At 72.3% G+C, this 13,794-nt stretch carries 12 protein-coding genes and 1 riboswitch; of the genes, 2 read left to right on the top strand and 10 right to left on the bottom strand.

Going from position 1 to position 13,794, the window contains the following annotated elements:
• Positions 1-6 precede the first annotated feature (6 nt).
• Positions 7-858: a sulfurtransferase gene (locus tag ACZ7L7_RS34450; protein WP_453604685.1), complete on the bottom strand. Its 852-nt coding sequence runs from the start codon at positions 856-858 to the stop codon at positions 7-9.
• Positions 859-1,153: 295 nt separating this feature from the next.
• On the opposite strand from ACZ7L7_RS34450, the gene ACZ7L7_RS34455 reads away from it, so the two are divergent.
• A complete protein-coding gene (locus ACZ7L7_RS34455) occupies positions 1,154-1,957 on the top strand; it encodes a VOC family protein (protein ID WP_285516590.1) in 804 nt (267 codons plus the stop codon).
• On the opposite strand, the gene ACZ7L7_RS34460 is transcribed toward ACZ7L7_RS34455, so the two are convergent.
• Genes ACZ7L7_RS34460 through ACZ7L7_RS34480 form a run of 5 tightly spaced genes read right to left on the bottom strand, consistent with a single transcriptional unit; the run spans position 1,954 to position 8,238 of the window.
• Positions 1,954-2,475, bottom strand: a complete 522-nt coding sequence (locus ACZ7L7_RS34460; RefSeq protein WP_285516591.1) for a hypothetical protein — start codon at positions 2,473-2,475, stop codon at positions 1,954-1,956. The two genes, ACZ7L7_RS34455 and ACZ7L7_RS34460, sit on opposite strands and share 4 nt — an antisense overlap.
• A 54-nt stretch (positions 2,476-2,529) precedes the next feature.
• Positions 2,530-3,177 carry a thymidine kinase gene (locus ACZ7L7_RS34465; RefSeq protein WP_285516592.1) on the bottom strand — a complete coding sequence of 216 codons (648 nt, stop codon included), beginning with the start codon at positions 3,175-3,177 and terminating at the stop codon, positions 2,530-2,532.
• Positions 3,178-3,217: 40 nt separating this feature from the next.
• Positions 3,218-4,408 (bottom strand): alkaline phosphatase family protein, encoded by a 1,191-nt coding sequence (locus tag ACZ7L7_RS34470; protein WP_472077873.1) that lies wholly within the window; start codon positions 4,406-4,408, stop codon positions 3,218-3,220.
• On the bottom strand, positions 4,408-4,995 hold the full coding sequence (locus ACZ7L7_RS34475) for a DUF5998 family protein (protein ID WP_285516594.1): 588 nt from the start codon (positions 4,993-4,995) through the stop codon (positions 4,408-4,410). The genes ACZ7L7_RS34470 and ACZ7L7_RS34475 overlap by 1 nt, the downstream gene beginning before the upstream one ends.
• A gap of 48 nt (positions 4,996-5,043) precedes the next feature.
• Positions 5,044-8,238: a GNAT family N-acetyltransferase gene (locus ACZ7L7_RS34480; RefSeq protein ID WP_472077874.1), complete on the bottom strand. Its 3,195-nt coding sequence runs from the start codon at positions 8,236-8,238 to the stop codon at positions 5,044-5,046.
• A gap of 181 nt (positions 8,239-8,419) precedes the next feature.
• Here ACZ7L7_RS34480 and ACZ7L7_RS34485 point away from each other — a divergent pair, with 181 nt between their 5' ends.
• Positions 8,420-8,701 carry an HPr family phosphocarrier protein gene (locus ACZ7L7_RS34485; RefSeq protein WP_053655224.1) on the top strand — a complete coding sequence of 94 codons (282 nt, stop codon included), beginning with the start codon at positions 8,420-8,422 and terminating at the stop codon, positions 8,699-8,701.
• A 159-nt stretch (positions 8,702-8,860) separates the two neighbouring features.
• On the opposite strand, the gene ACZ7L7_RS34490 is transcribed toward ACZ7L7_RS34485, so the two are convergent.
• The 4 genes from ACZ7L7_RS34490 to ACZ7L7_RS34505 all read right to left on the bottom strand — a co-directional run bounded on the left by ACZ7L7_RS34490 (position 8,861) and on the right by ACZ7L7_RS34505 (position 13,694).
• Positions 8,861-9,547, bottom strand: a complete 687-nt coding sequence (locus tag ACZ7L7_RS34490) for a GntR family transcriptional regulator (RefSeq protein ID WP_453604696.1) — start codon at positions 9,545-9,547, stop codon at positions 8,861-8,863.
• Positions 9,548-9,756: 209 nt separating this feature from the next.
• Positions 9,757-10,527, bottom strand: a complete 771-nt coding sequence (locus tag ACZ7L7_RS34495; protein WP_285516596.1) for a M23 family metallopeptidase — start codon at positions 10,525-10,527, stop codon at positions 9,757-9,759.
• Between the two features lie 13 nt (positions 10,528-10,540).
• Positions 10,541-10,702: riboswitch (cyclic di-AMP (ydaO/yuaA leader) on the bottom strand.
• Between the two features lie 215 nt (positions 10,703-10,917).
• A complete protein-coding gene (locus ACZ7L7_RS34500; protein ID WP_285516597.1) occupies positions 10,918-12,306 on the bottom strand; it encodes a M16 family metallopeptidase in 1,389 nt (462 codons plus the stop codon).
• Complete coding sequence (locus ACZ7L7_RS34505) at positions 12,303-13,694, bottom strand: M16 family metallopeptidase (protein ID WP_285516598.1); 1,392 nt, start codon at positions 13,692-13,694, stop codon at positions 12,303-12,305. Before ACZ7L7_RS34505 ends, ACZ7L7_RS34500 begins: the two co-directional genes overlap by 4 nt.
• Positions 13,695-13,794: the final 100 nt, after the last annotated feature.

The raw sequence follows: 13,794 nt of genomic DNA on the forward strand, positions 1-13,794 counted from the left end.
TCGTGCCTACTGCGGGTCCGGACCCACCGCGACCGGCCGGGACGGGTCCGAGGACCACTCCGACCAGGAACCCACGTACAGCGCCGCCGGGATGCCCGCGACGGCGAGGGCGAGGACCTCGTGCGCCCCGGAGACGCCCGAACCGCAGTACACACCGACCGCCGTGCCGTCAGTGGCGCCGAGGCTCTTGAAGCGGGCGTGCAGTTCCTCGGCGGGCCGGAAGCGTCCGTCGGGGGCGACGTTCTCGTTGGTCGGCGCGGAGACGGCGCCCGGGATGTGCCCGCCGACGCGGTCGATGGGCTCCACCTCACCGCGGTACCGCTCCCCCGCGCGGGCGTCCAGCAGCAGCCCGGAGCGGGCCAGCGCGGCGGCGCCGTCCGCGTCGAGCAGCCCCTCCGCGGCCGGGTTCGGCCGGAAATCGCCCTCGGCCGGGGTCGCCGGCCCGGTCTCCAGGGGTCCCTCCCAGGTCGGCAACCCACCGTCGAGGACCCGCACGTCCGGGTGACCCGTCCAGCGCAGCATCCACCACGCGCGGGCGGCCGCCCAGCCCTGCCCGCCGTCGTACACGACCACGGGCCGGTCCGCCGAGACCCCCGCGCGGCGCATCGCGGCGCCGAACTCCGCGAGATCCGGGAGGGGATGACGGCCGCCCGGTCCCGGCGGCGCGGCGAGCTCTTCGTCCAGGTCGACGAAGGCCGCGCCGGGGATGTGCCCTTCCTCGAATGCGGCCCGTCCGTCGAACGGCGGCTCGCCCGCCGCTTGAGCCACGCTCAACTGCCAGCGGACGTCCAGCAGCGTCGGCGGACGCCGTCCTGCCAGGTCGTCGGCCAGTTCGGTTGCGGAGATGATGGCGTTCATGGCCCCCATCCTTTCGTACGGGGTGGCCGCTTCGTCCATGTCCGGCTACTCTGCTCGGCCGGACAGCTCCGATCACGAGGCGTACGGGATCGGGCACATGCTGTACATCCGATCACCATGCGTGGGCCTTCATCGGGGACGGATGGGACACGGCTCCGAGGGCATCCTCCGGACGGAGCGCGCGGTACGGCGGCGCGCCCGGGACGCGTGACGGCACGGGTGGTGCGAGCATCGGCACCGGGGTCCGGAGAGCGGAATCGACGCGGCGCCGCGAGGGGCCGAGGAGAGAGTGACGATGACCGAGGCACGGGGGTCGGCCGGCCCGAACGGCGAAGCGCGCGCCCGGCACGAGCCCGGCTCGCCCTGCTGGGTGAGCCTGATGGTGCACGGGCCGGCCGCGACCCAGGAGTTCTACGGCGAGCTGTTCGGCTGGGAGTTCCAGCCGGGGCCGCAGCAACTCGGGCCGTACGTACGGGCGTTGCTGGACGGCCGGGAGGTGGCCGGGATCGGCCAGTTGCCGCCGGACCGGCATCTGCCCATCGCCTGGACGCCCTACTTCGCCTCGACGGACGTGGACCGGACGGCCGAGACGGTACGGCTGTGCGGCGGCACGGTCGGAGTGGGCCCGCTGGACGCCGGCGAGGCCGGCCGGCTCGCCATCTGCTCCGACCCCTCCGGCGCCGTCTTCGGCGTCTGGCAGGCGGCGGCCCACCTCGGCATCGCCCTGACCGGTGTACCCGGCACACCGGTCTGGAACGAACTGCTCACCTTCGAGACCTCGGCCGTCGTCAAGTTCTACGAGACGGTTTTCGGCCATGAGCAGCAGGCCGTCGCCTCGGCGGACTTCGACTACGTCACCCTCCACCTCGGCGGCCGCACGATCGCCGCGATCCTGGGCCTGGGCCAGTCCCTCCCCCGCGACCGGGGACCGCACTGGATGACCTTCTTCGAGGTCGCCGACACGGACGCCGCCACCGCCAAGGCTGTTTCCCTGGGCGGCCACGTCCTCAGACCCCCGCACGACAGCGCCCTGGGCCGCATGTCGACGGTGGCCGACCCGGAGGGTGCTCGATTCTCCCTGCTGCAGAGCAGGCCCTAACGCCGTACACCGGCGTCGGCGAGCCGCGCGAGATGCACGGCCCGCCGACGCCGGGTGATGCCCAGCCCGGCGAGGAAGAGCACGAGAAGCACGAGCCAGATCCCCCCGGCCACGAGAACCCGCTCGGCCGTATAACCGGGAAAGAAGAGGAACACGGCCGCGACCACGGGAAACAGCAGGACGTTGCTCAGCACGCGCGGCGTGTAGCGGCCGCACGCGTCGACGACCATCCGCGAATACAGCAACTCCACCTCGCCCCGATCCTGCGGCCCGACACTGTCGCCGACGGCAACGCCCGCCCGCTCCCGCGCATCGGGCAAGCGCCGGAACAGGAAGCATGGATCGTTCAAAGCGGCGTTCCCCGGCGCATGCCCGACGTACTCGTACCCGAACCGATCGGCGACCAGAGCGAACTCCGCGAGCTTCTTCAAGCCGCCGAACCAGGGCCGCACGACGAACTCGCTCTGTTCCTCCGCCACGGCCTTCATCAGCCTGTTCAGCAAGTGCCGTTCGTCCACGTCCTGTTCCCCCGCCGATCCAGCGCCGTCACATCATGGCGATCGTGGGGCAGCTCAGCCGGACGTCACCGGCAGCACGTCCGGCGACAGCGCCGCCGCCCGCGCCGTGGCCGCTGTCATACGGCGGCGGTGGTGGCGGCGGCACAGGACCTCGTAGCCGATGTCCTCCGGCTGGTTGACGTCGCCGACGACGACCTGGGCGCCCTCGACGACCATTTCGCCGCCTATCGTGCGGGCGTTGTGGGTGGCCCGGGCTCCGCACCAGCACAGGGCCTCCACCTGGAGGACCTCGACGCGGTCGGCGAGTTCGACCAGGCGCTGGGAGCCGGGGAAGAGCTTGGTGCGGAAGTCGGTGGTGATGCCGAAGGCGTAGACGTCCAGGCCCAGGTCGTCGACCACGCGGGCGAGTTGGTCGATCTGTTCGGGGGCGAGGAACTGGGCCTCGTCGGCGATCACGTAGTCCGCGCGGCCGCCCTGGGAGAGGTGGTCGACGAGGTACGCGTAGAGGTCCTGGCCGTCCTCGACCTCGACCGCGTCCGTGACGAGGCCGAGGCGGGAGGACAACTTGCCCTCGCCGGCGCGGTCGTCACGGGTGAAGATCATGCCGACCAGGCCGCGCGCCGAGCGGTTGTGCTCGATCTGGAGAGCCAGCGTCGACTTCCCGCAGTCCATCGTTCCGGAGAAGAACACCAGCTCGGGCATGGCAGGTCGGTCACCTTTCGGTGGTGGGTGGGGCGGGTGATCAGGAGCGTACTTCCAGCAGGGGGACGAGTTGCTCCGCCGGGGTCATCGAGCCGTGGTTGCCGACCATCAGCGACTCCTTGGGCTCCCGTTCGGAGGCGATGATCAGCACGTCGTCGCGGGCCGCCGCGACCACGTCGCCGATCCGGCCGTACACCCGTTCGTCGATGTGCGGGCCGAACCAGCCCGCCGCGATCGCCTCGTCCCGCGAGGCCACCCAGAACTGCTCGCCGAGCACCTCGCGCCAGCAGGTCAGGACGTCGTTCTCGGCGCCCGGGACGGCGTAGACATGGCGGGCGCGGCCCTCGCCGCCCAGCAGGGCGACCCCGGCGCGCAGCTCCCAGTCCTCGTCGAAGTCGATGCGGTGCTGCTCGTCGAAGGGCACGTCGACCATGCCGTGGTCGGCGGTGACGTACAGCGCGCTGCGCGGCGGAAGCTGCTCGGCCAGGCGCTGGACCAGCCGGTCGACGTACATGAGCTGCCCGCGCCAGGTGTCGGAGTCGACGCCGAAGCGGTGGCCCGCGCCGTCCACCTCGGCGTAGTACGTGTAGACCAAGGAGCGGTCACCGGCGGCCAGTTGCTCGGCCGCCAGGTCCATCCGCTCCTCGCCGCCGAGCCGCCCGTGGAAGGTGCCGCCGCTGAGCGCCACCTTGGTCAGCGGGGTGTTCTGGAAGGTCGGGGAGGACACCTGCGCGGCGTGCACACCGGCGTCGTGGGCGAGCTGGAAGACCGTGGGGTACGGCTGCCAGGTGCCCGGCGCGGTCCACGGCTGCCAGCGCAGCTGGTTCATCAGCTCGCCGGTCGCGGGGTTGCGCACGGTGTAGCCGGGCAGCCCGTGCGCGCCGGGCGGCAGGCCGGTGCCGACGGAGGCCAGGGAGGTCGCGGTGGTGGCCGGGTAGGCGGTGGTCAGCGGGCGTCCCGTGCCGCCCCGGGAGCTGGCCAGCAGCGAGGTCATGAAGGGCGCTTCCTCGGGGTGCGCCTTCAGCTGCTCCCAGCCGAGCCCGTCGATCAGGAACACGCAGTTGCGGTCGGCGGGGGTCAGCTCCTCGATCGCGGCGGTCGTGCCGGGGACGCCCATGCCGGCGGCCAGCGTCGGCAGCAGGTCGGCGAGCGAGCCGGAGCCGTACTCGGGCAGCGGGGCGGAGTCGAGGGGAAGGGGGTGCGGTTCGTGCTCCCAGGCGGGCTGGGCCATCAGCGGGTGACGTCCGCGGTCGCCTCGGAGAGCGCCTGCGCGAAGGCGAGCGCCTGGCGCACGGTCTCCGGGCCGTCACCGGCCTCGCTGACCCGCAGGCTGAGGTCGTCGGCCGTGGAGTTGCCCGTGTAGCCGTGGTCCGCCTCGCAGTTCGGGTCGCCGCAGGCGGCGGGCTCCAGGTCGATCCGGGAGACCGCGCCCCAGCCGATGGTCAGCACGACCTCGCGGGGCAGGGTGCCCGGCGTGTACGCCTCCGGGTTGGCGACCACCCTGCTGAGCACGACGGAGGAGATCCGGTCGATCCTGACCGACTCGGTGGACGTCGTGGCGTACGGGGTGGGCGAGGTGTTGTCCGCGGCCTGCTCGTCGGTGTGGCTGACGATGAACCGGTTGTCGGTGAGCACCAGCACGGTGACGTGCCGGCGCACCTCGTTCTGATCGAAGGTGGTCTCCTGGTGGACCAGGTACGACCGGATGGGCTCGCCGCCCACGGCGGCCTCCACCGCCTCGGCCACGAGGGCCGGGTAGTAGCCGCTGCGCTCGATCGCCGCTCGCAGCCCCTGGGTCGTCGTACTGGTCTTGGCCATGGGCCCATCCTACGGGGGCCCACTGACTGCGAGGCACCGCTCGCGGGCTCAGTACGCGGGGAGCGTACGCGGGCCCAGGTCGTCGCGGGCGGGCGGCGGCGCCAGCCGTACGGTCGCGCCGAGCACTGTCAGTCCGCGCGGGGCGACGACCACCGGCTCCAGGGTCACCGCGACGACCTCGGGGTGATCGTGGACCAGGCGGGACACCCGCAGCAGCAGCTCCTCCAGGGCGGGGGTGTCGGCGGGTGTGGAGCCCCGCCAGCCGAACAGCAGCGGCGCGGTCCGGATCGACCGGACCAGGGAGCCGGCCTCGCGGTCGGTGACCGGGATCAGGCGGTGGGCCATGTCCCCGAGCAGCTGCGAGGCCGCCCCGGCGAGCCCGAACGACAGTACGGCGCCGGCCGCCGGGTCGATCACCGCCCGTACGACCGTGTCGACCCCGCGCGGGGCCATCGCCTGCACGACCGGCCGCAGCTCCTCGGGCGTGCCGAACAGCTCGGTCAACTCGGCGTAAGCCCGCCGCAGTTGCTCCTCGTCGGCGAGATCCAGCCGTACGCCGCCCAGGTCGGCGCGGTGGCGCAGGTGCGGGGCGGTGGCCTTGAGGGCGACGGGGTAGCCCACCGCGCGGGCGGCCTCCGCGGCGGCGTCGGGGGTGGGCGCGGGCAGGGCCCTGCGCACATGGACGCCGTACGTCCCGAGCAGCTCGCAGGTCTCCTCGGAGCCGAGCGTGAGTCCCTGCCCGCGCGTCAGCAGCCCGTCGATCAGCGCGGCGGCCCCGCGCTCATCAATGTCGTCGTACTCCGGCACCCGCCCCGGATCGGCCGCCTCCCGCCGCCACTGCGCATACTTCACAGCCTCGGCAAGCGCCCGCACGGCCCGCTCGGCAGCGGGATAGGCGGGAATGAGCCGACCACCGGCCCCAGCCGAGTCGCTCAAGCCGCGGGCATCCGGTTCAGGTCCGGCAAAGCCGCGGGCATCCGACCCCGCCGAACCGCTCAAGCCAGAGGCATCCGGTTCCCGTCCAGCAAAACCGCGGGCATCCGACCCCGCCGAACCGCCCAAGCCGCGGGCATCCGGTTCCCGTCCGGCAAAGCCGCGGGCATCCGACCCCGCCGAACCGCTCAAGCCGCGGGCATCCGGTTCAGGTCCGGCAAAGCCACGGGCATCCGACCCCGCCGAACCGCTCAAGCCAGAGGCATCCGGTTCCCGTCCAGCAGAGCCGCGGGCATTCGTGCCGCCAAGGGCGGCACGGGTGGGCGCGGGCGGCACCCCGTCAGCGCCGGGCCGCGCGACCTCCCCGGCCTCAGCTCCGGCGCCCGGCTCGGCCTGGGCCCCGGCGCCGGTACCCGCACCGGCGCCCGCCCCCGGCGCCGTACTCGCCGCCGCCGACAGCGCCTCCGCCAGCCCGCCCAGCTCCACGTGCACCACCAGCACCGGCTTCCCCGGCACCTCCTCCGCGGCCGACCGCAGCGCCTCCGCCAGCACCGCGTCCCCCGCGGCGGACGGCACCCCGAGCGCCGGAATCGCGGTCACCACCACCACGTCGCACATGTCGTCGCCCAGCGCCCGCGACAGCGCCTTGCGGAAGTCCTCCGGCGACGCCTCCGTCGTCAGGTCCAGCGGCGGCAGCGGCCGCAGCCCCTCCGCCAGGCACGCGTCGTACGTCAGCAGCCCCAGCGACTCGGAGTTGCCGAGGATCGCCACGCGCGGCCCCTTCGGCAGCGGCTGGCGCGCGAGCAACAGCCCCGCGTCGACGAGCTCGGTGATGGTGTCGACCCGGATCACCCCGGCCTGCCGCAGCAGCGCCGACACCGTCTCGTGCGGCAGCCGTGTCGCCCGTACGGCGTGCCCCTGCGGGGCGGCCCCACCGTGCCGGGCGCCCTGCACCACCACCAGCGGTTTCACCGCGGCGGTCCGCCGGGCGAGCCGGGTGAACTTACGCGGGTTGCCGATGGACTCCAGGTACATGAGGGCGACATCGGTGTCGGGATCGTCGTACCAGTACTGCAGGACATCGTTGCCGGAGACGTCGGCCCGGTTGCCGCTGGAGACGAAGGTGGACACGCCGGTGACCCCGGTGACCCCGCCGCCGCGCCGGTGCAGCCGGGACAGCAGCGCGATCCCGATGGCGCCGGACTGCGCGAACAGCCCTATGCGGCCGGGCCTCGGCATCTCGGGCGCGAGGGACGCGTTCAGACGCACCCGGTCGGAGGTGTTGATGACGCCGAAGGCGTTGGGGCCGATGATCCGCATGCCGTACGCACGCGCGTGCCGGACGAGTTCGCGCTGGCGCTCCAGCCCCTCGGGGCCGCTCTCCGCGTACCCGGCCGAGACGACGACCAGCCCTTGGACGCCGTGCTCCCCGCACTCGGTGACGACCTCGGGCACGTCTTCGGCCGGTACGGCGACCACGGCGAGGTCGACATGGCCGTCGATGTCACGGACCGAGCGGAAGGCGGGGACGCCCGCGAGTTCCTTCAGGTCCTCGGGGAAGGCGCGGTTCACGGCGTACAGCGGCCCGCGGTAGCCGCCCTCGCGGATGTTGTCCAGGACACCGCGGCCGACCCCGCCCGGGGTCCGTCCGGCGCCGATGACGGCCACCGAGCCCGGTACCAGCAGCCGTTGCACGGACCGCCCCTCGGCGCGCTGTTCGCGCGCGTACTGCACGGCGAGCGAGCGGTCGGTGGGCTCCAGGTCGAACTCCAGGCGGACCACGCCGTCCTCGAAGCTGCGCTTCTGGGTGTACCCGGCGTCGGTGAACACCTTGATCATCTTGGTGTTGGCGGGCAGCACCTCGGCGGCGAACCGGCGGATGCCGCGCTCCCGGGCGACGGCGGCGACGTGTTCGAGCAGCGCGGAGGCGACACCGCGGCCCTGGTGCGCGTCCTGGACGAGGAAGGCGACCTCGGCCTCGTCCGCGGGCGCGGAGGCGGGCATTCCATCGGCACCAATGCGGTCATAGCGTACGGTGGCGATGAACTCGCCGCCCACGGTGGCCGCGAGTCCCACCCTGTCCACAAAGTCGTGGTGCGTGAAGCGGTGGACGTCCTTGGCGGACAGGCGCGGGTAGGGCGCGAAGAAGCGGTAGTACTTCGACTCGTCCGAGACCTGCTCGTAGAAGCTGACCAGGCGCTCGGCGTCATCAACGGTGATGGGGCGGATGCGCGCGGTGCCGCCGTCGCGCAGCACCACGTCGGCTTCCCAGTGGGCGGGGTACTCGTGCCGGTCCGACTGGCTCTGCATGGGCCCCAGAGTACGGCTCGCGTCCGACAACGGCGCGGGGCAGTCTGTGAAGGACGGGTGTCGGGCCGAGGCCGCGGTCCGAACGTCACACGGAACAGGCCACCGAAGGTCTGTTCCGGGCACGCTTCACGTTGTGGAACACTGGTCTAGACAACCCTGAGAACCTGAAGGGCAGCATCACATGGCTGAGCGCCGCGTCAACGTCGGCTGGGCCGAGGGCCTCCATGCCCGCCCCGCCTCCATCTTCGTCCGAGCCGCCACGGCCGCAGGCGTCCCGGTGACGATCGCCAAGGCTGACGGCAACCCCGTCAACGCGGCCTCCATGCTGGCTGTCCTGGGCCTGGGCGCCCAGGGCGGCGAGGAGATCGTGCTCGCCTCCGACGCCGAGGGCGCGGACGTCGCCCTGGACCGGCTGGCGAAGCTGGTCGCCGAGGGTCTTGAGGAACTCCCCGAGACCGTCTGAGAAATTTCGGGTCGCGGCGCTCGCCGCTGCCGACGAGGGGCTCGTCCGAATTGCCGGGCGGGCCCCTCGCCTTTTCCGTCCGACCCGGTGTATTTTCTGTTTTCGGGCAGCAGAAATAATCCCCCGCGAATAACTTCCTCTTTGTATACGGCGCGCATGTTAAAGCCGCTGACCCGACATGTTTACGGGATGTTGCGAATTCCTCACACGGTCCGGGCCGGAGGCGAAGCGCAGCCGGTGCGTATGGCTCGCGCGCTCGGTGTGGGCGGCCGTGATCGCCCGCGCGCGTTCGCTGTCGCCGCGGGCCACCGCGTCGACGATCGCGCCGTGCTCCGCCCACATCTCCACGGGGCTGGCCGGCGCGTCCACCGCGTACATCCAGGCGATCTTGTGCCGCAGCTGGGTCAGCATCGAGGTCAGCGCGGGGCTGCCGGACGCCTGGGCGAGCGTCTCGTGGAACCAGCCGCCCAAGGAGCGCAGGTCATCGCTGTTGCCCCGCCTGGCCCGCTCCTGCCCGAGCCGTACCAGGCCGCGCAGCACCTTCAGATGCGCCTCGGTGCGGCGCTGGGCGGCGCGTGCGGCGCCCAGCGGCTCCAGCAGACCGCGCATCTCCAGCAGGTCGGACGCCTCCTGCTCGGTGGGTTCGGCGACGCAGGCGCCCGCGTGCCGCCGGGTCACCACGAAGCCCTCGGCCTCCAGCGTGCGCAGGGCTTCCCGGACCGGGACCCGGCTGACGCCGTAGCGGCGGGCGAGCAGTTCCTCGGTGAGCCGGCTGCCGCGTTCGTAGACACCGGCGACGATATCGTCCCGGATCGCCGTGCATACCGAGTGCGCCGGAACACGCATGACCGACCTCCGCTTTAATCCCCGTGAAACGTCGACGACTGACGTGTGTTCAGTGACTCTATGACAATGAGCGGGAATTTCCGATGGCGGGCCGGATTCCATGCATATTTTTTGGACAACGGGGACCGGAAAACGCCGAAAACCCCGGCTTCGTCAGCCGGGGTTCAGCGGGTTGGGGCAGTGCCGTCAGATGGTCACACCCGTGCGGGTCAGATGTTCACACCGTGCGAGCGGAGGTAGGAGACCGGGTCGATGTCCGAGCCGTAGTCCTCACCCGTGCGGGCCTCGAAGTGCAGGTGCGCCCCGGTCACGTTGCCGGTGGCACCCGACAGGCCGATCTGCTGGCCCGGGGTGACGCTCTGGCCCACCGAGACACTGACGGACGACAGGTGCCCGTACTGGGTGTAGGTGCCGTCGTGCATCTTGATGACGACCTGGTTGCCGTACGCCCCGCCCCAGCCGGCCTCGACGACGGTGCCGACGCCGACCGAGCGGACCGAGGTGCCGCTGGAGGCGTGGAAGTCGATGCCGGTGTGGCTGCCGGAGGACCAGACGGCGCCGCCTGCCTGGTAGCTGGTCGAGACGTAGGAGCCGGCGATCGGCGAGACGAAGGTGTTCAGGCGCTTGCGCTCGGCCTCGCGGGCGGCACGCTCCTTGGCCTCCCGGGCCTCCTTCGCGGCCTCGGCGGCCCGCTGACGGGCGTCCTCCTCGGCCTGGCGCTTGATCTCCGCCAGCTCGGCCGCCTCCTGCTGCGCCGCGGCCTGGGCGTCGATCTGCTCGGCGACCGTGTCGCCCATGGTGAGGACGGGGGTGATGCCGGTCTGCTCGACGGGGGCCTCGGGGGCGGCGGCGAACGCCGGTCCGGCCACGGTGCCGATGACGCCGGTGGTGGTGAGCGCCGCGACGCCCGCCGCACGGGCGGTACTGCGCTGCATCCGGCTGGGACGACGGTGCTTCCCGGTGGCGCGGGTCAACGCCATGAAGTGGCTTGTCCTTTCCTTCCTTCTCGCCTACCGGGTTAGCTGACGGGTTCGGAGCAGGAAGGTCTCCTACGGACCCCCTCGCTTGCGCGCGGGCGCCCGATTCACCCCAGGGACTGCGGTGGGTCCCCGGCTCCCCAGGCTCGCGCCTTCGGGGACTCGGCGATGACTGTCCGGTGCCGCGGGTGCGGCGCACTGCCTGACGAACAGCCCGCATGACGCTAAACGGGGCCGCTTTCAATCCTCAAACGGATCAGTGCTTTTGTAGCGCACGCCACAGGGCAGACAGGCAACCTCCGCATCAATTCGGACATACGGGAGCCCTGGTGACGCTCCGGTCACCAGGGCTCCACGCGCGCGTGGCCGCGCGTTCGGGATCCGAGGGTGTGTCTACTCGGCTGTCACGACGGTGACTTCACCGATTCCGAGGGCCTCGACGGGCTCCTTGATCTGCGCCGCGTCACCCACCAGGACCGTCACCAGACGGTCCACCGGGAAGGCGTTCACGACCGCCGCGGTAGCCTCCACGGTGCCCGTCTCGGCGAGCTGCCGGTACAGGGTGGCCTGGAAGTCGTCGGGCAGGTGCTGCTCGACCTGGTCGGCGAGGGTGCCGGCGACGGCGGCGGCCGTCTCGTACTTCAGCGGCGCCACCCCGACCAGGTTCTGCACGGCGACGTCCCGCTCGGCATCGGTGAGGCCGCCCTCGGCGAGGGTGCGCAGCACCGTCCACAGGTCCCCCAGCGCCGGGCCGGTGTTCGGGGTGTCCACGGAGCCGCTGATGGCGAGCATGGAGGCGCCGGTGCCGTCGGGGGCGGAGCGCAGGACCTGCCCGAAGGCGCGCACGCCGTAGGTGTAGCCCTTCTCCTCGCGCAGCACGCGGTCCAGGCGGGAGGTGAGGGTGCCGCCCAGGCAGTACGTGCCGAGCACCTGCGCGGGCCATACGCGGTCGTGCCGGTCGGGTCCGACGCGGCCGATCAGCAGCTGGGTCTGGACGGCGCCGGGACGGTCCACGATGACGACGCGGCCGGTGTCGTCGGCCGTGACCGGGGGCACCGGGCGGGGCTGGGCGGCCGAGCCGGTCCAGGAGCCGAGGGTGTCGGCGAGGAGCGCGTCGAGGTCGGTGCCGGTGAGGTCGCCGACGACCACGGCGGTGGCCGTGGCGGGGCGCACGTGCCGCTCGTAGAAGGCGCGTACGGCCGCGGAGTCGATGGCGGTGACGGTCTCCTCGGTGCCCTGGCGCGGGCGGGACATGCGCGAGGTCGCCGGGAAGAGCTGCCTGGACAGCTCCTTGGCGGCGCGCCGGGAGGGGTTGGCCAGCTCGTGCGGGATCTCGTCGAGCCGGTTGCGGACCAGGCGTTCGACCTCGCTGTCGGCGAACGCGGGCGCCCTGAGGGCGTCGGCGAGCAGACCGAGCGCCTTGGGCAGGCGGGAGACCGGCACTTCGAGGGAGAGCCGCACGCCCGGGTGGTCGGCGTGGCAGTCGAGGGTGGCGCCGCAGCGCTCCAGTTCGGCGGCGAACTCCTCGGCGGTGTGCTTGTCGGTGCCCTCGGAGAAGGCGCGCGCCATGATCGTGGCGACGCCGTCGAGGCCGGCGGGCTCGGCCTCCAGGGGCGCGTCCAGGAGCACCTCGACGGCGACGACCTGCTGGCCGGGGCGGTGGCAGCGCAGCACGGTCAGGCCGTTGTCGAGGGTCCCGCGCGTGGGCGCCGGGAAGGCCCAGACCTTCGGCTCGCCCGCCGTGGGCTGGGGGTGGAACTCCATCGGGGCGAGCTCGGTCACTTGGCCGTCTCCTCGTTGTTGTCGCTTGCTTCCACGGTGGCCGCCGACTCCAGGTCCTCGGTGGGCTCCTCGACGGACTCCGGGGGGACGGTCGGCTCGTAGACGAGGACCGCGCGGTTGTCGGGGCGCAGGCGGGCCTTGGCGACCTCCTGGACCTCCTCGGCGGTCACCTCCAGCACGCGGCTCACGGCGGTGAGGGCGAGCTGCGGGTCGCCGAACAGGACGGCGTAGCGGCACAGTTCGTCGGCGCGGCCCGCGACGGTGCCGAGCCGGTCCAGCCACTCGCGCTCCAACTGGGCCTGGGCGCGCTCCATCTCCTCGGCCGTCGGCCCCTGCTCGGCGAACCGGGCCAGCTCCTCGTCGATGGCGGCCTCGATGACCGGGACCTCGACGTCACCGGAGGTCTTCACGTCCAGCCAGCCCAGCGAGGGCGCGCCGGCGAGGCGCAGCAGGCCGAAGCCGGCGGCGACGGCCGTGCGGTCACGCCGGACGAGCCGGTTGTACAGACGGGAGGACTCGCCGCCGCCGAGGATCGTCAGGGCGACGTCGGCGGCGTCGCACGCGCGCGTGCCGTCGTGCGGCAGGCGGTAGGCGGCCATCAGCGCCCGCGCGGGGACCTCCTCCTCGACGACCTCGCGCAGCTCCTTGCCGATGATGTCCGGCAGCGAGCCGTCGCGCGGGGCGGGCTTGCCGTCGTGGGCGGGGATGGAGCCGAAGTACTTCTCGATCCAGGCGAGCGTCTGCTCCGGGTCGATGTCGCCGACGACCGACAGCACGGCGTTGTTGGGCGCGTAGTAGGTGCGGAAGAAGGCGCGCGCGTCCTCCAGGGTCGCCGCGTCCAGGTCGGCCATGGAGCCGATCGGCGTGTGGTGGTAGGGGTGGCCCTCCGGGTAGGCGAGGGCGGTCAGCTTCTCGAAGGCCGTGCCGTAGGGGACGTTGTCGTAGCGCTGGCGGCGCTCGTTCTTGACGACGTCGCGCTGGTTCTCCATGGACTCCTCGTCCAGGGCGGCCAGCAGCGAGCCCATCCGGTCCGCCTCCAGCCACAGCGCCAGCTCCAGCTGGTGGGCGGGCATGGTCTCGAAGTAGTTGGTGCGCTCGAAGCTGGTGGTGCCGTTCAGCGAGCCGCCGGCGCCCTGCACCAGCTCGAAGTGGCCGTTGCCCTTGACCTGCGCGGAGCCCTGGAACATCAAGTGCTCGAAAAGGTGAGCCAGGCCGGTACGCCCCTTGACCTCGTGGCGTGAACCGACGTCGTACCAGAGGCACACCGCTGCGACGGGGGTCAGGTGGTCCTCGGAGAGCACCACGCGAAGGCCGTTGGCCAGGCGGTGCTCCGTTGCTGTCAGGCCTCCGGTGCCTGCCTGGTCTGTGGCCGTGTGACCCATGGGCATGTACGTCCCTTCGATCGCGGACGCGGTCGTGAAAAACCGCGGTCTTCCTGCCGGTCCTGCCACTGTATGCAAGCGTCGGCGGCCCCGGCGAAGTTCCCGG

The sequence above is a fragment of the Streptomyces sp. NPDC110618 genome (genome assembly GCF_055657065.1).

Bases quoted from the DNA above. Each gene is read 5' to 3' on its own strand.
- ACZ7L7_RS34480 (WP_472077874.1), bottom strand. From the start codon at position 8,238: ATGCAGAGCCAGTCGGACCGGCACGAGTACCCCGCCCACTGGGAAGCC.
- ACZ7L7_RS34465 (WP_285516592.1), bottom strand. From the start codon at position 3,177: ATGCCCGAGCTGGTGTTCTTCTCCGGAACGATGGACTGCGGGAAGTCG.
- ACZ7L7_RS34470 (WP_472077873.1), bottom strand. From the start codon at position 4,408: ATGGCCCAGCCCGCCTGGGAGCACGAACCGCACCCCCTTCCCCTCGAC.
- ACZ7L7_RS34475 (WP_285516594.1), bottom strand. From the start codon at position 4,995: ATGGCCAAGACCAGTACGACGACCCAGGGGCTGCGAGCGGCGATCGAG.
- ACZ7L7_RS34450 (WP_453604685.1), bottom strand. From the start codon at position 858: ATGAACGCCATCATCTCCGCAACCGAACTGGCCGACGACCTGGCAGGA.
- ACZ7L7_RS34485 (WP_053655224.1), top strand. From the start codon at position 8,420: ATGGCTGAGCGCCGCGTCAACGTCGGCTGGGCCGAGGGCCTCCATGCC.
- ACZ7L7_RS34490 (WP_453604696.1), bottom strand. From the start codon at position 9,547: ATGCGTGTTCCGGCGCACTCGGTATGCACGGCGATCCGGGACGATATC.
- ACZ7L7_RS34495 (WP_285516596.1), bottom strand. From the start codon at position 10,527: ATGGCGTTGACCCGCGCCACCGGGAAGCACCGTCGTCCCAGCCGGATG.
- ACZ7L7_RS34505 (WP_285516598.1), bottom strand. From the start codon at position 13,694: ATGCCCATGGGTCACACGGCCACAGACCAGGCAGGCACCGGAGGCCTG.
- ACZ7L7_RS34455 (WP_285516590.1), top strand. From the start codon at position 1,154: ATGACCGAGGCACGGGGGTCGGCCGGCCCGAACGGCGAAGCGCGCGCC.